This is a genomic window from Enterococcus sp. S22(2020) (genome assembly GCF_020295385.1).
Classification (GTDB): Bacteria; Bacillota; Bacilli; order Lactobacillales; family Enterococcaceae; genus Enterococcus_L; species Enterococcus_L dunnyi.
This window is the reverse complement of record NZ_JACFUD010000003.1, coordinates 508116-525059: the sequence shown is the minus strand read 5'-3', so window position 1 is coordinate 525059 and position 16944 is coordinate 508116. Positions and strand designations below refer to the sequence as shown.

Annotated in this window: 15 protein-coding genes; 12 read left to right on the top strand and 3 right to left on the bottom strand. The window is 37.2% G+C overall.

The window, feature by feature from the left end; all coding sequences use genetic code 11:
* The first annotated feature begins 2 nt into the window (after positions 1 to 2).
* The 12 genes from dnaI to H3T55_RS08190 all read left to right on the top strand — a co-directional run bounded on the left by dnaI (position 3) and on the right by H3T55_RS08190 (position 15459).
* Complete coding sequence (gene dnaI / locus H3T55_RS08245; RefSeq protein ID WP_176372768.1) at positions 3 to 932, top strand: primosomal protein DnaI; 930 nt, start codon at positions 3 to 5, stop codon at positions 930 to 932.
* A 421-nt stretch (positions 933 to 1353) separates the two neighbouring features.
* Entirely contained in the window at positions 1354 to 2526 is a 1173-nt protein-coding gene (locus tag H3T55_RS08240; RefSeq protein WP_225534075.1) for a hypothetical protein, read from the top strand.
* A 14-nt stretch (positions 2527 to 2540) separates the two neighbouring features.
* Positions 2541 to 4055: a hypothetical protein gene (locus tag H3T55_RS08235; protein WP_225534074.1), complete on the top strand. Its 1515-nt coding sequence runs from the start codon at positions 2541 to 2543 to the stop codon at positions 4053 to 4055.
* Complete coding sequence (locus tag H3T55_RS08230) at positions 4039 to 5607, top strand: hypothetical protein (protein WP_225534073.1); 1569 nt, start codon at positions 4039 to 4041, stop codon at positions 5605 to 5607. The genes H3T55_RS08235 and H3T55_RS08230 overlap by 17 nt, the downstream gene beginning before the upstream one ends.
* A complete protein-coding gene (locus H3T55_RS08225) occupies positions 5604 to 6866 on the top strand; it encodes a glycosyltransferase (protein ID WP_087639925.1) in 1263 nt (420 codons plus the stop codon). The genes H3T55_RS08230 and H3T55_RS08225 overlap by 4 nt, the downstream gene beginning before the upstream one ends.
* A 13-nt stretch (positions 6867 to 6879) precedes the next feature.
* Positions 6880 to 8955 carry a cellulose biosynthesis cyclic di-GMP-binding regulatory protein BcsB gene (locus H3T55_RS08220; RefSeq protein WP_225534072.1) on the top strand — a complete coding sequence of 692 codons (2076 nt, stop codon included), beginning with the start codon at positions 6880 to 6882 and terminating at the stop codon, positions 8953 to 8955.
* Positions 8942 to 9796, top strand: a complete 855-nt coding sequence (locus H3T55_RS08215; RefSeq protein ID WP_225534071.1) for a diguanylate cyclase — start codon at positions 8942 to 8944, stop codon at positions 9794 to 9796. The genes H3T55_RS08220 and H3T55_RS08215 overlap by 14 nt, the downstream gene beginning before the upstream one ends.
* A gap of 33 nt (positions 9797 to 9829) precedes the next feature.
* Entirely contained in the window at positions 9830 to 10294 is a 465-nt protein-coding gene (locus H3T55_RS08210; RefSeq protein WP_087639928.1) for a hypothetical protein, read from the top strand.
* Positions 10295 to 10663: 369 nt separating this feature from the next.
* Positions 10664 to 13267 (top strand): ATP-dependent chaperone ClpB, encoded by a 2604-nt coding sequence (clpB, locus tag H3T55_RS08205; RefSeq protein WP_225534070.1) that lies wholly within the window; start codon positions 10664 to 10666, stop codon positions 13265 to 13267.
* 223 nt (positions 13268 to 13490) lie between these two features.
* Positions 13491 to 14417 carry a TMEM175 family protein gene (locus tag H3T55_RS08200; protein ID WP_225534153.1) on the top strand — a complete coding sequence of 309 codons (927 nt, stop codon included), beginning with the start codon at positions 13491 to 13493 and terminating at the stop codon, positions 14415 to 14417.
* A 1-nt stretch (position 14418) separates the two neighbouring features.
* Positions 14419 to 14865, top strand: a complete 447-nt coding sequence (locus H3T55_RS08195; protein ID WP_225534069.1) for a MarR family winged helix-turn-helix transcriptional regulator — start codon at positions 14419 to 14421, stop codon at positions 14863 to 14865.
* 189 nt (positions 14866 to 15054) lie between these two features.
* Positions 15055 to 15459, top strand: a complete 405-nt coding sequence (locus tag H3T55_RS08190) for an organic hydroperoxide resistance protein (RefSeq protein ID WP_225534068.1) — start codon at positions 15055 to 15057, stop codon at positions 15457 to 15459.
* Positions 15460 to 15528: 69 nt separating this feature from the next.
* Here H3T55_RS08190 and H3T55_RS08185 read toward each other — a convergent pair whose 3' ends face one another.
* The 3 genes from H3T55_RS08185 to H3T55_RS08175 are packed head-to-tail and all read right to left on the bottom strand — an operon-like array spanning position 15529 to position 16912.
* Complete coding sequence (locus tag H3T55_RS08185) at positions 15529 to 15699, bottom strand: hypothetical protein (RefSeq protein WP_225534067.1); 171 nt, start codon at positions 15697 to 15699, stop codon at positions 15529 to 15531.
* A 30-nt stretch (positions 15700 to 15729) separates the two neighbouring features.
* Complete coding sequence (locus H3T55_RS08180) at positions 15730 to 16404, bottom strand: hypothetical protein (RefSeq protein WP_087639933.1); 675 nt, start codon at positions 16402 to 16404, stop codon at positions 15730 to 15732.
* Between the two features lie 16 nt (positions 16405 to 16420).
* Positions 16421 to 16912 carry a nucleoside 2-deoxyribosyltransferase gene (locus H3T55_RS08175; protein ID WP_225534066.1) on the bottom strand — a complete coding sequence of 164 codons (492 nt, stop codon included), beginning with the start codon at positions 16910 to 16912 and terminating at the stop codon, positions 16421 to 16423.
* Positions 16913 to 16944 lie beyond the last annotated feature (32 nt).

Here is a 16944-nt window from a genome sequence, read left to right as displayed (position 1 = left end):
TAATGGAAGATGTAGGAAAAGAAATGTCAAAGATCATTCGAAACAGAGATATGAGTGAACGTTATAACGAGTTGGTGAATGTTGTTTTGAAAGATGATGATGTCCAAAAATTTATTGAAGAACATCGCGACCGTTTGACAGATGATGATATCCGAAAAAGCTATTCAAAATTATATGAGTTTGTTCAGGAGAAAAGAAAGTATCAGCTAAACGATCCTACGATGATCGCCCCTGGTTACGAACCAAAATTAGCTTTGAACTTCCATTATATCGATGTCACTTATATTCCAACGGAGGCTTTGATTGCGAAGCAGCAAGAAGAAGAGATCAGAAAACGTGTGAAGGCGATGGACATGCCAAAAGATGTCCGTGAAGCTCGCTTGAAATCCTTCGATCTAAGTTCAGATGGACGGGAAGAAGCGTTTGCCGGAGCGATGAAATTTATCAAGGAATATTCGCAGTCCCCAAAAGAATTTCATAAAGGCTTATATTTACAAGGGACATTTGGCGTAGGAAAATCATTCCTTTTAGGTGCCATCGCCAATAGTTTAGCTGAGCGCGGATTTGTCACAACGATCGTTCACTTTCCAACCTTTACCGTAGAAATGAAGCAGGCGATCGCGAAAGATCTAGTGGGGGAAAAGCTGGATGCAGTCAAAAAATCTCCAGTGTTGATGATCGATGATCTGGGCGCTGAATCGATGACGTCATGGATTCGTGACGATGTATTGAGTGTTATCCTACAATATCGAATGCAAGAGCAATTAGTCACTTTCTTTTCATCGAATCTAAACTTAAAAGATCTTGAAAAACATTTAACTGTTACACAACGAGGGGAACAAGAACCATTGAAAGCACGAAGGATCATGGAACGTGTTCGCTATTTAGCAAAGGAAATCACAATGTCCGGAAATGACCGGAGAAATGGTTAGAAAAGAGGATGGGACAGAAGTGTTCAACTCTGAGAAGCAAGTAGGTACTGTGCAACACTGTTTATCTGCAACGAGTCTTTGACGAGAAAGCATCAACTCATTCTTCGTTGTGTTTTACAGCAATTTCAGCTTATTTCCGAAACCTTCAACTCTTAGTGCTTTAGCACTTAGAATGTTGCTAGCTTCACTTTGTTCTTTGAACAATTGTGAAACTGTATGCGTTAGCTGATGTGATCGAAGCGGAGTAGTTACTTCTGCTTCCACCGTTTATTCGTTTTAAAGAGGACTAGGTCGTAACTCGTAGAGTTATGTCCTAGTCCTTTTTTTCTTTTTAAAGTTGCTGACTAGGTTGCGGATTATTCGCTTTATTACAAAGAAATGTGTACACTAAAGACATAAAAACAAATGGCTGAGGTGAATTATGAGAAAGAAAGTAGTCTTTTTTGGGGGGATACTAATTTTGGGCGTGTTCGCCTATTTTCTTTTTTTCAGACAAACGACAAAAGAAATCAATGTAAAAAAGGTGGAACCGGAAATCATGAAACTGATGACAACGGATGAACAGACTTTTAGGCATAAAACTGTGAAACAATCACCAGAGACGCAAGAACGCAGAGATAATCTTAAGTTCTTTATCGATACAAAAATGCTGCTTCCAAGTGGTGGAATAATAACCAACTTTCTGGAAAATACAGAGTCAACTGAGGTAGCAACAGGGCATGAAATGCTAAGTGAATCTTCTGGGCTATACCTAAGAAATCTTGAAATGACTGATACAAAAGGCCGTTTTGATGCGTATTATAAAGAAACAAAGAAGCTTTTTTATGATAAAGTCCAATTCAGCTATCGTATAGATGAAAATGGCAAGAAATTTCCTGTAAATGCTTCGGTCGATGATTTAAGGATCATTCGAGCGTTGATCGGTGCTAGCGCTCGATTTGGTTCCGAAGACTATACAAAGGAAATTGATGCCTTAGCTAAAAATTTTATGGAAACATCAATGGATGATAATGTCTTGATCGACTTTTATGATGTTGATCAAAAGAAAAAATCTGATAGTACCTCGCTTTTTTATATTGATTTAAAAACAATGGGTTATCTTTATAAAAAGTATGATGTATCTGCTGATTATTTACAATATCATTATTCTTTGATTGAAAACGGCTATATATCTGATACCTTTCCTTTTTATCAAACCAGATACAACCACAAAACGAATAAATATGAAAATACTGGAACGATCAATGTGATTGAATCCTTACTTACGATCCTGCACTTAGGAGAGGCTGGTCTTCAAAAGCAGGAGAGTATTGATTTTATTAAGGATCAGGTCAGCAAGGGGACCTTGTTCAACTCCTATGATTTAACAGGCGTTCCGGTGGATAAAAATCAATCAGCTGCTGCGTATGCTTTAGCAGCAGTGATTGGAGCAGTTATCCATGATCAGGAGTTATACGATTCTTCGATTTTGATTTTAAATAATTTTCAAATCACCGATTCAAGTAGTTTGTTTTATGGAGGATTTGGTGATATCCGGACAAAAGATGTGTTTTCCTATAATAATTTAATGGCTCTTATAGCATATGATTTGTGATCGAGGTGAAAAGCGTGAAGAGTTTTGTGCGCAGGTTCCAACATTATATTACTGTTTTCTCTAAGTATATTTCTCCACCGTTACTTGCTGTACTTGTAATAGGTATCGTCACAAGTATTTTATTGTTTGTTCCACCAGTCAATGGATTAGCGGATAATGGCAATTATTATCGCATTTTAAACGGCAGTGGTCTTTATATTCAAAATATCGAAGACCATTCTTATTTAAGTTATTTTCAAAAAGATTTTTCCATCATGCAATACTACAACCAATCCTCCAGTATATTTATCTCTTCTCAACAACTGTTTATTACACTGGCTATTTGGCTAAATAAACTTTTTTACAGTGCGCATCAGTTTGACATTCGATTTTTGGGTGCGGTTTATTTGTTGTTTTATTTACCTGGGATCTATTTATTGGTGCGAGGACTGAGTGCTGGTTTATCGAAAGGGCGGAGCTTTTTAGTTTCTTTGTTTGTGATTTTTCTTTTAGGAGATACATCATATACGATTTATTTCAACTCATTTTATCCAGAAGCGACCTCCCTGATAGCATCTTTGTATATTTTTGCATCGGTCATTTATTTATATCGTACAAAAGATTTTGGCAAAAGAGGCTTAATTTGGCTTCTATTGTTTATCAGCACAGTCATCTTGCTTGGTGTAACTAAACGGCAATTTTCTTTGATTTTTGGTCTTCTGATCATGGGATTTGGACTTTTCGCTTTTACTAAAAGTAAAGGGTCACGATTAGCACTAAGTGCTGTTTTAGTAACATTTGTTGGCTTCCTCATTATGGGTACTATTTTTGTCCCTTATTCGACGCGCGAGATCGATCTATATCACAGCTTAACTAGAGGCGTCATGCTTGAAACGACGAATCCTGATTCACGAATGCGTGAAGGTGGTATCAACCGTCAATATGGATTGGAAAAAGGGACGACCTATTTTGATGAATATAGTCCTGTATCTCCAAAATCAGAGCAAGTAAAAGAAAATTTCCTTGAAAAAGCTGGTACGATCTGGGTGATCATCAATTACATCAATCATCCAGATGAGTTCAATAAGCTATTGGATATAGCCGTACAAGATGTATATTTTGTTAAGCCATCCGAACTCGGCAATTATGAAAAATCAGTTGGAGGAGAGCCGGCACAACAAACACGGTTCTTTACTTTATATAATCGAATCAAAGCAGCCGGCTATCCAAAGTCTTTTGGTTTCTATATTCTTTTCAGTATTGTGTTGATCGGCATTTATGGGGTGGGCTTTTACAATGGATTTAGGGAAAGACGACCAGGTATGGTCGTACGATTCTTTTTGATTGCTGGATTTTTAGTGAATATGATCTTTATTTTTCTTTCATCTATAGTGATCAATGGGGATTCAGATTTAATCCGCTTATTGTTCCTTGTATCACTTTATTTCGATTTGATTTCGTTATTGCTTTGGTCAGATGTTGTAGGCAAGCGGATCTGGAATGATGAACCAGTGCAAAAGGAGGGGCTGGAATATGAAACTCAGATATAGTCTATTCTTCATTTTATGCTGTTTGTTTTTCATTCCACAGAAGGCTTTGGCGGAAGAACAACACATTTTACTTGTCTATGACAGTTTAAATATTGCTGAGAATAAACAAAATGATGTAGATTCTATCCAGCGTCTTTTAACAAGTTTTGGTGCAAGTGTCCAAACTGTTGAAGAAGATAAATATATAAGTGGAATGATGTTCGATCAAAAATTTGACGGAGTCATTACGATGATCAATTGGTCTGATAAAGAATTAAATGAACAGTTTATACAGGATAGAAGCCGATTTTCTGGGAAAAAGCTACATATCGGTTCGAAAGTCGCGCCAGATGAGCAGCAGCTTTTTACAGGAAAATGGCGGGATTTAAGTCACCGTCAATTTACGCTGGAAGATGAGCGTGACCGTTATTCTCAAATTCTCAATTATCGAGAAAAGACAACCGTTTTAGAAGAGGCAGCTGGAGAAAAAATTGGTCGGTTAAGAGCTCAAGAAATCGATGATCAAGCAATCCCATTTGGTGTGCTGGAAAATGGTCACGGATTTTTGCCTTTTTTTGATAAAAAAGGAGCAGTTTTTTTGAAAAGTGCAGAGTTGATGGGTTCTTGGTTAGAAGTAGAGCAGTCGTATAACCCTATTTTGACGATAGATGGTTTAAATCCAATGAAAGATATGGGCGTTGCTTCTGATTTTCAAAAAGCGTTATCGAAAGTGAGTATCCCTTATATTGTTTCCACTACAAGTGTGAACCGAAACAATACAACAAAGCCGTATAATGTGTTCACAGATGTGCTTCGCTCGTTTGAATCGGGATCTGGAATCATTTTTTTAGAGATGCCGGTCGTAAATAATGTCAATTTGAATGATAACCATGCTTTAGCCCAGCTTTTAGAGCAGCAGATCAGTCTTCTGATCGATCGAAGTGTATTTCCTGTTGGATTCTCAGCTCATGGCTATTGGAATCAGGATGCACAGTATCAAGCGGATGGGTTGAAAATCAGTAAGACGATCATTTTACGTGAGAATCCACCGATTGAAGATCAACATTATAGAGGTAAGACGAACAACTCAGATGTCTTTAATACGGCATTTTATAATCTCCCTTTTGAGTATCTCGCTGGAATTTCGTGGAAAAAAGATGGTGTGACAGCTGATTATTCGTTTCCAATGCCTGTAACTATGAGTTTTTCGTTTCCAGATTCCAAAAGAGAAATAAAAAAAATCATCCAAGATATCTCTAACTCTCCATTACAGTTTTATAAAGTAGGTCAACACAGGTTTCAGTTTGACGTTCAAACGCAGACTCAGCATATCGAGTTTCTTAATAGTCGCAGATATTTAAATGGGAACTTAGTCAACTCCTTAAAAAATATACCGAATACCGAAGTGACTGAAACAGTATTTAGAGGGCAATTTGCTCGATTTTTCAATGTGACGAACATTGTTTTGATCGTGTTTGTATTGTCGACTTTAGCCATTTTAAGTATATTGTTCATCTTTGGACGAAGAAACTATCGATCAAAATATATTCAGAAAAAGAGGGGGAGCAAATGACAATAGCTGACGGAATCATGCTTGCGGCAACGATCATTATTTGGTCATTGCTGCTTGTAAATATTGTACTAGTTATTTTCGGTTATATTTACTATTTAAAAACAGATCATCTGGAACCTCCAAAACTAAAAAATGGGCAGATTCCTTTTGTATCAATCATGGTACCAGCGCATAATGAAGGGATCGTGATCGTACGTACAGTTGAAGCGTTATTAAATTTTAGTTACCCGGCTGACCGCTATGAAGTCATTGTGATCAATGATAACTCAAGTGATAACAGCGCTGAATTACTTGAGGCTCTTGGCAAAGAATTCCCCACACGAAATTTGAAAGTCATCAACACAGATGCAGTTACAGGAGGGAAAGGAAAGTCGAATGCCTTGAATATCGGCTTTAAAGAAGCAAAGGGAGAGGTTATCGCGATTTACGATGCAGATAATACACCCGAAGCACATGCGCTGACGTATTTAGTCGCCGAACTGATGGATGGCAATGAATATGGCGCTGTTATCGGTAAGTTTAGGACACGTAATAAGGACACCAATCTCCTAACCCGATTTATCAATATCGAGACTCTCGCATTTCAATGGATGGCTCAGGCTGGAAGATTTGAATTGTTTAAACTGTGTACGATCCCTGGTACGAATTTTGTGGTTCGACGATCGATCATAGAAGCGATCGGCGGCTGGGACGATAAAGCTTTAGCGGAGGATACAGAAATCAGCTTTCGAATTTATATGATGGGGTATAAGATCAAGTTTCAGCCGAAAGCAGTCACGTGGGAGCAGGAGCCGCAAACACTTTCTGTCTGGTTCCGCCAAAGAACACGCTGGGTCAAAGGAAATATTTATGTCATTGTTAAAAATGCGAAATTGATTTTTCATCCAAGTGCAAAACGGATTCGTTTTGATATCTTATACTTCTTATCGATTTACTTTCTTTTAATGACTTCTTTAGTTTTATCGGATATCATGCTTGTCTTGTCCGTTTCGGGGTATTTGAGTACAACTTTAGAAGGATTCAGTAATTCGTTATGGTTGTTAGCGGTATTACTCTTTATTTTTAGCACCTATGTCAGTATCTCCACAGAAAAAGGAGAAATGAAGCTGCAAAATGTCTTAGTGATCGCTTTGATGTATATCACTTATAGCCAAATGTGGCTGGTTGTTGCTGCATACGGTATGTTCATGTACATTAAGGAATCAGTATTTCATAAACAGACACAAACAAAATGGTATAAGACGGAACGATTTAAATAAGGAGAGTTTAATCATGAAAAAGATGCCTATCATTCTTATCAGTTTTTTAAGTCTATTGTTCGTACTTGGGAGTCGGACAGTATTCGCAGAAACCTCAGAGCAAGAGAACCATACATTTACTCAACCGTTTCAAAACCCAACAACATCACTTACAGGAACCTCTGTAAAAGCAACGATGTATTTCACAAAAATCGATTATTGGGATGTAAAAAAAGCAACATTGAACTTGAAATTTCAAATTACTCAACTTGAAAATTCTCAAGAGTCTGATTTGACCGTTGCAGTCAATGGTGTAAAGTTTTTCTCTTTCAGACCAAAAAATACAACGGAGATCCAAGAACAGGAAATTACGATTCCGCTTGATTTAGTTCAAGGAACGAATACGTTGACAGTAGAGGGACAAATCATCAATCATTCAGTTGAAGATTCATATACGTTGATTGAAACACCCGCGAACTGGCTGACGATTTATGAAGGATCGAATGTCAATTTTCAATATGATCTTATATTGCCGGAAGCAAGTATTCATTCGTTTTACAACCATTTTATCGGAGCAGACACGATCGCTAATGCACAAAGCGTGATCTTGGTACCAGAAGATGCTACTGAAAAAGAATTATCTGCTGCAACATACGCTTTGGCTGGAGTTTCAAGGATCATCACAACCAAAAGTGAACTACTGCAGCTTGATTCATTAAAAGGACAGCACGACCAGCCTTATCAGCTGATCATAGGACTTTATGACAAAATACCTAAAGAGTATCGTCAGCAAATCGATGCAAAAAATTTAGAGAACGAAGCGGTTTTAAAACGTTTTGAATCTAACGGAAAGCATATTTTAGTTGCCACTTCAAAAGATGAAGCACTGCTGATCAGAGCTGGCCGATATATCGGCAATGAAGAATTGATGACACAAACAGAAAAAACTGAAAAAAGAGTCACGAAAGAGACGTTGACTTTTACTTCATCTTTAGAGTTTGACGGTACATATCCGTTAACTTCTACTGGTGATAAACTGAGTGGTGTGAATCATCAGGAACAAGTTTACTTCGTCAATTTGCCTGTCGATCAAAATAATGCAAATGGCAGCTCGGTTCATTTGAATTTTAAATATGCAGATAATTTAGACTTTGATAACTCATTAGTGACGGTCTCAGTCAATGATCGTCCAATTGGAAGTCAGCGGTTAAGTGCAGCCAAAGCCAACGGGGATGAATTTTTAGTAGAGTTTCCGAATGATCTAGGAATCACTGACAGCTTTGTTTTAAAAGTTAGCTTTGATTTAGTCGTTGAAAATCCGGAAAATATCCGAAGCAACCAAACCCCATGGGCTTATATCGAGAATACCTCTAACGCATTTATTAAAACGCAAGAGCTTGATACGATGCTTTTTACAAACTATCCTAATATGTTTGTCAAAAGTCAGTCGTTTGCAGATTTAGGTGTGGTGCTTCCTGAGAAACTTAATAAGGATTATTTCAAAGCATTGACAAACATATTCAATTTGATTGGAAACTACGCTCAAAGTAATGTCGGAGAAATCACTTATTATAAAACAAAACCGAAAGAATCTGCGCTATCGACACATAATCTAATTGTTTTAGGGACACCAAATGATAATGCGTTGATCAAATCGTTGAACAATGACTTGTTTTTCGCTTACGATAAGTCATTCTCTACATTCGTTTCGAATGAGAAACTAAGTATTGAGGAAGACTATGGAAAAAGTATCGGAACAGCACAACTGCTCTTTTCACCTTTTGAAAGCAAAGCGGCCATGTTGATTTTGACAGGAACGACTCCTGAGAATGTTTTTCTGGCTTCTACTCAAATCGCCACTGAAAAAAATACCTCGACATATAAAGGCGATGCACTGGTTGTCGATAATAATTACAAACGCTATGACTACCGCTTTAAAAAAGAAGTAAGTCAATCTCAACAAGAAAACTTAGGTCAAAGGATCATCAATAATCAAAAATTAGGTATTTACCTAGTCGTCTTCTTACTTGTGGTCATGATCGTTGGATTGTCCGCATTCTTTATTTTGAAAAAAGACACTCAAGGGGGAAATGACGATGAAACTGAATAAACGCTATGCGAGTACGATCATGGATTTGTCCCTTTTGTTTTTTATCAGTCTAGTCTCCATCACCGTCATTTTTGTCGGTTTGGGAAATAACGGCTTTTTCATTGACTTGATCAGTTTATTGATCACATTGATTCTTGTGATCATTACTTATTTTACAGGTATTGTGTCAGGCCTGATTTTTACCTTGATTTTTGTTTTCGTTCAGTTGGGCTATGTTTCTTATCAATATGTGTTTATGAAACAGTTTACTTATGCTTCGCTATTTTGGTTGATCATTCCACCATTATATTGCCTGAGTATTTTTTTGATCACCTATCAAGTTCGTTTGTTGGAAAAAGAGAACGAGCGATTGAAAAAGAACAATGTACAATACAACGCACTGGATGCTGAGACACACTTGAGAACCTTAACGCTATACGAAAGTGATTTCCCGATGTTTGTCACGATGTCCCAACGTTTTCAGACAGACTTGTACACTGTGGTGGTGCGTATTCGCTATTGGGACAGTCTCAAAAAATTGATGACAGAAGAACAGACTAAAGAGTTATTGAAAATGATCACGCGGGTCTTTCAAGAAAGCTCCGATCAAAGCAATAGCTTATATATGGTCAATCAAGTAACCCCAACGTGGAGCTCTTATACGTTTTCAACCCCTGAATCATTGCGTGAATTTCGGGAACTTTTGAAAGAACGCTTCTTAGAAGAACTTGAAAAAACAACTAACCTGAATAATTTGACGATCGATTTACTTGTTTCTCAAGCAAAATATGATTCTGAAGAAATGACAAAGGCATCAGATTTTCTTTCTGAAGCTCTGAATGGACTTCAATATGATGTCTAGTTATAATAAAGTGTATAGATTGGAGGAAATTATATGAAAAAACTCGCAATCACTTTAGTAACGATTTTTGCAGCAATCTCTTTAGCCGCGTGCAGCGGGAATAAGAAGACAGGCGAATCAGGAAGTGAAGATACGACAATGAGCAGTCAAAAAAATCAAAGTACAAATACAAGCTCTAATGTTAAAGAGGATCAGGAATCAATTTTTACGGCAGTTTTAGTGGAAGATGCCGTGCAAAATGAAACGGTTGACCAGTCGATCCGTCTTTTCTTAAATGACGTAAAAGCAGTTGAGGACCCAGAGGAAATCATCGGCACAATGAAAAATGATGGTGTCATCTTGAATGTCACAAAGGAACAGCTAGCAGATGGACTTACAGAAGATCAATTAAAAGCTGGCGATAGTGTTAAATTTACACTAAGTGGGTTACCCGTAATGACGATGTCGATTCCACCGCAAATCGCGGGAAATGCAGTTGTTAAAGTTGAAAAAATTTAGATAAGTTTAAAAGATCAGGCACAAGGTTCGTGCTTGATCTTTTTGTTTGCCTGCATATCTGTTGCTAAAATCAGTGATTGAGTTATCATAAAAAGTGAGAGAAATCGATCGTTTTCCAATTGATTTTGTTTGACCTTTACTGACTAATTGAGTATAATTGATTCATAAGGTCAAAATTGATCAGTCATTTTAACCTTAAAAAATAGTCCAAAAGAAGTACTGCTTTTTTGCTCAAGAAACGGTACTATTTATATAGATTATTTAAAGCAAACAATCTTTTTAAAAGTTGAAGATCAAATAGATCAGTATTTTATTTTTCTGTCAGAGTGAAACGAGCCTGATCAGCTTTTAAATTTAGGAGGGAATTCTATGAACATCGAAAAAATGACTACTACGTTACAAGAGGCGATCGCTGAAGCACAGCAAATTGCAGTTACGCGTCGTCATCAGGAAATCGATATTGCCCATTTATGGAAAGTTTTTTTACAACCGAATCATTTTGGTCGTAATTTTTATACGGATGCAGGTGTTGATGTCGAAGCTTTTGAACGAGAGGTAGATAAAGCATTAGATGAGTACCCAAGCATTCAAGGTGGGAATATTCAGTATGGTCAAAGCATGAGTCAAAATTTGTTTAACCTATTGAACGAAGCAGATAAATTAAGAGAATCTTTTCAAGATGAGTTTTTGGCAACGGAAATCGTAGTATTAGCGTTGATGAAACTTAAAAATTACCGATTAACAAAATATTTAATAAACCAAGGTATTTCAGAAAAAGAATTACGTAAAAACATTGAAGACATTAGAGGGGGCGATCGTGTGACTTCTAAAAATCAAGAAGAGCAATACAAAGCATTAGAAAAATATGGTGTGGATTTAGTCCAACAAGTGAAAAGCGGCAAACAGGATCCAATTATTGGACGAGATGAGGAAATCCGCGATGTGATCCGAATTTTATCTCGAAAAACAAAAAATAATCCGGTATTGATCGGTGAGCCAGGTGTTGGTAAAACAGCGATCATTGAAGGTTTAGCTCAACGGATCGTTCGTAAAGATGTGCCTGAAAACTTAAAAGATAAGACGATTTTCTCTTTGGATATGGGTGCATTGATCGCGGGTGCAAAATTCCGTGGAGAATTTGAAGAGCGCTTGAAAGCTGTTTTAAAAGAAGTGAAGAAAAGTGATGGACGAATCATCTTGTTCATTGATGAGATCCACAATATTGTTGGTGCAGGTAAAACAGAGGGAAGCATGGATGCAGGAAATCTATTGAAGCCAATGTTAGCTCGTGGTGAACTGCACTTGATCGGTGCAACCACATTAGATGAGTACCGTCAATATATGGAGAAGGATAAAGCCTTAGAACGTCGTTTCCAAAAAGTCTTGGTGAAAGAACCAACTGTCGAAGATACGATCAGTATTTTACGTGGATTAAAGGAACGTTTTGAGATCCATCATAGTGTGAATATTCATGATAATGCCTTAGTCGCAGCGGCTACTTTATCAGACCGTTATATCACGGACCGCTTTTTACCAGATAAAGCAATCGATTTAGTCGACGAAGCAAGTGCAACGATTCGTGTGGAAATGAATTCGATGCCGACTGAGTTAGATCAGGTCACTCGTCGTTTGATGCAGTTAGAAATTGAAGAAGCTGCATTGAAAAAAGAATCTGATGATGCAAGTAAAAAACGACTAAGTGCCTTACAAGAAGAACTCGCTGATTTGCGTGAAGAAGCAAATGCAATGAAAATGCAGTGGGAAACAGAAAAAGAAGAGGTCAATGCAGTCAGCAACAAGCGTGCTGAAATCGACAAAGCTAAACATGAATTAGAAGACGCCGAAAATAATTACGATCTTGAACGTGCTGCGGTGTTGCGTCATGGAACTATTCCACAGTTAGAAGAAGAATTAAAAAATCTAGAAGCTAAGAATGCCAAAGATAATGTCAAAATGGTTCAAGAAGCAGTGACAGAAAATGAAATTGCTTTGGTTGTTGGCCGTTTGACAGGGATCCCTGTAACGAAGTTAGTTGAGGGCGAACGAGAAAAATTGATGAAATTGAACGAAACATTACACAAACGTGTCATAGGACAAGATGAGGCAGTCGATGCAGTCAGTGATGCGGTGATCCGTTCAAGAGCAGGATTGCAAGATCCAAATCGGCCATTAGGTTCCTTCTTATTCTTAGGACCAACCGGTGTAGGGAAAACAGAACTTGCTAAAGCTTTAGCAGAAGATTTATTTGATTCCGAAGATCATATGGTACGGATCGATATGAGTGAATATATGGAAAAACATAGTGTGTCTCGTTTAGTCGGTGCGCCTCCAGGCTATGTTGGCTATGAAGAAGGCGGCCAATTGACCGAATCCGTTCGCCGGAATCCGTACACGATCGTTTTATTAGATGAAATCGAAAAAGCTCATCCTGACGTATTTAACATTTTGCTTCAAGTCTTAGATGACGGACGTTTGACAGATTCTAAAGGCCGTGTCGTTGATTTTAAAAATACAGTCTTGATCATGACCAGCAATATTGGTTCTCAATTACTGCTTGAGGGTGTGACACCTGAAGGAACGATTCCTGAAGAGGTAGAAGAACAGGTGATGACGATTTTACGTGGAAACTTTAAACCTGAATTCTTAAATAGAATCGATGATACGATTTTATTCACTCCTCTAAGCTTGGATAATGTCAAAGGGATCATTGAAAAAATGACAGAGCAGCTTTCTAAACGTTTAGAGCATCAAGAGATCGAATTGGTCATTTCTGATGAAGCGAAAACTTGGATCGCTGAAAGTGGTTATGATCCAGCATATGGTGCTCGTCCTTTGAAACGATTCATTACAAAAGAACTAGAAACACCACTGGCCAAAGAAATCGTTTCTGGTAGAGTATTACCAAAAACAAAAGTAACGATCAGTCTATTAAACAATCAATTAGTCTTTGAAAACGAAGTATTTGAAGAGTAGATAGTGTGAGTTGAAGGTATAGAAAGAACGTTGCATGATTATACCAAGTGGTATCTTCACCAGTCGAATTTAAAATGCAGGAGAAAGTAAAATGCTACTTTTTTCCTGCATTTTTTCTAGTCAATGAAGTGTTTCGACTGTTTGAATACAAAATGATTGCGAAAAATCATTTTTACTATAAAATAATGAAGAGTAGAAGATTGGAGTGGATATTTTGGAGAAAATGAAAGAGCGTGTCGTTATGCTTGGCGATGCAATCATAGCAATTATTATTACGATCATGGTCTTAGATCTGCCGATAAAATTAAATCAATCTGGGAATATAGAATTAGAGCTATTATTTCGTTCTGTAGGCATTTATTTTATTAGTTTTTGTTTTGTAGGCAATTTTTGGTATCAAACTGCACAAGTTTTTAATCTCGTTAATAAGATCAAGAATAAAGATTTTGTTGTTTACATGATCCTGATGTTTTTTCTTTCCCTTGTACCAGCATTCACTAGATTGTTGATCGAAGATACGAACCGGGAGATCGTCCTCATGTATGGACTGTTGACTTTTATCGTTACTATCTTTTTACAAATCTTACTTAACTCGCTGGAGCAACAGATCAATGAGGAAAAGAAAGTGAAAGATGGGGTCCAACGAAAGATCAGATTCAAACATAGAGGAACTTTTATTTTTAGAATTTTTCTTTTAGTGTTAGCTTATTTTTATCCTAAACTAGGACTGGTTGTGTATCTTGGTTTACCAATTTTTGGCTTTTTACAAAACATCGTCACACATGAGGAAGATATTTATGTCGATCAAATGAATGACGAACAAAGAAAATATTATTTTCAGTCGCAAAGTCAGCCTTGGGATAATGGCTTTCAAAAATATGCTGCTTTATTGCGTTCTTCTATGAATAATGCCCAAGGTGCGCAAAAAGATCCAGAATGGTGGCATCAGTTCAATCATCAGTGGCAGTCAGAAGTAGATCGTAAAATTACAGAAATAGATCAAGAACTAGCGAAAACAGATGATCCGTCACAAAAGCAATACTTAAATCATAAAAAAGAAAAACTGGAAAATCAGAGAAAGCAAATTGACGATTATGCAAAAATGATCTCAGACAAACACCAAAGACCACGAGAGTCAAAAGAGGGATGATATGGGAAAAAAGAGCAGACGTTTGGATGAACAGCTATGTTTTTCCTTACAAACAGTAAATAAGCAATTTAATCGAATGTATGCAAAAGCACTCAAACCATTTCAGTTGACCTATCCGCAGTATCTAGTTTTACTTGTCTTATGGGAGCACTCTGATCAACGGATCACTGACCTAGGAGAAAAACTGGCACTAGATACAGGAACGTTGACGCCGATGCTGAAAAGAATGGAAGCAAGTGGATACATTCATCGCAATCGTTTAACTAAAGATGAACGGATCGTGATTATTTCTCTTTCTGAAAAGGCAGTCGAATTAGAGCAGGAAATCTACGAAAAAGTAGAGAGTTGTTTGACACAGTTGAATGTTGAAGAAAATGACTATTTTTCTTTGATCAAACAACTCAATGAGCTAAGTGGACAAATTGCACAGATCGATCATAAAATATGATAAAAAAATGGACTGGAACTTTTATGTGCCAGTCCATTTTAATTTTGAATACACGATGGAAACAGAAGGAAAGCTGTTGAAAATCGAGTAAACTATTTGAAGCAAAATAATGTACTTCCCTAAAAATGTTGTGTACAATATAATTGTATGAAAGGTAAATAAAACATCTATGATTTGGAGGAAGAGAATATGAAAAAAATTTATTCAACAACAATTATCAATACGGGTGGAAGAGAAGGTGAAGTATACTCGCCGGATAAATCATTCAGCTACGAAGTAACATCACCCGGTCCGCATAAAGAAAATAAGACCAATCCTGAGCAACTATTTGCTGCAGCCTATAGCTCTTGTTTCAACAGTGCTTTAGAACTTGTGATGGGACAAAAGAACATCCACTCTAAGAGTACAGTAAAAGCAACTGTTTCTTTGTTTAGTGATGAAGAGACTGGTTTCCAAGTTGGTGTTGTCTTATCTGTCAAAATCGATGAGGTAGATCATGCAACAGCCGTTGAATTAGTCAATACAGCACATCACGTATGCCCATATTCAAAAGCAACTAAAGGGAACATTTCTGTAGAGTTAGAAGTAGAATAATTAGTTCACACAAATAAAAGAGAGCTTGAAACAAAACTGGTTTTTAGTTTTGTTCCAAGCTCTCTTTTTCTATAAGTTCAATAGCAGTAATGCAGCCGCCGCAGCGCCATCATCTTTACTATCATATGAGCCGATCATCACACTTGATAAGACTCCCGTCTTTTTATTAATGCCACCTGCGTCATAAGACTCCACTTTTTCACTTGAAAGGATTCCTGTTTTCTTGTAAATCGATGTCACAATAATAACTCCTTTTTTTAGCGTGAAGCATTATTTTGTTTTTCTAAATGCATATGCTTTAAAATAATCAGGATCATTACGTTTGATAAAACTATAAAAAGTTAAAAGCAATGCACCAATTGTATTGGTCAGTAAGTCACCCATTGTATCCATCAATGCAGCACGACCGATGTATGGTTGCCCAGCTTCAGTCATATACCGCTGCAAATTCATATTCCCGATAGAATCACATAAAAACTCCCAAAATTCCCAAAAAACACCACACAAACCAGCAAAAGCAAAGCCCATTACAATAAAAAGCCAAGGACTGATCTTGGAAAAATCAGCTTCTCTCAAGCAATAGCCGATAATCGCATAACCAACAGCTACCAATAAGATAGGGCTGACTGCATGTAGAATTTTATCCCAGAATGGCACGATGATGATCAATCGTAACCCTGTACCAAGGAACACAGCGATCCAAAGAAAAAACCAATAGTAAAGCCGAACCATTTTTGGGAAAATCAATCCAGTGAATCGTGTAAAAATAAAAGGAACAAAAATCACTGCGATCCCTGCAATCATTTCAACAGTCAATAGTAGGTATTGTTCTTTAGGCTGAACGACAAAACTTTTGACGATATTTACCAGTAAAGTAATGAAGCCAAATGCGAGTAAAAAATAGAACAACCGTTTTTCTTGTTGATCTTCAAATTCTATTTTCATAAAAAAACCTCCCGATTTATATGTGCTCTATTTTTTTCAGATGTTCTTCGATCAAGGATAGAAACGTCTGCTCATCAGTTGCCACTGTTCCATTCAATTTTAATAAACCTACTGTGTAGAGATTCAAGTAGTGAAATTGATTTTCAGCGGTGTCACTTAAAGCATCTAATTTTTTTTGATTGTCTGCCCCTTGCTGCCGTGTATCTGTATATAATCCAACCATTGGAATATTTTTGGCATAGGCTACACCAATTTCAGAAGCGACACCAGGATCGATGACAGCGCCATCTAGAACTGCAACCAACAAATCACTTTCAAGGACTCGTTCGGTATCAGCGAGAGCAATCATTTTGCTGTCAGCGTAAGCAGTTTTATCATTGATTGCACTGTTCTCCTGAGGCAGATAGACCTCTATTTTATCATCTAGAGCACGGATGTTCTTGACCAAATAGTCATTGTAAAGTAAGTCTGCTTTAGCAAACATGGGACCAGCAAAATAAATTTTCATCTTATACGTTCCTCCAATAATTGTTTATAGCT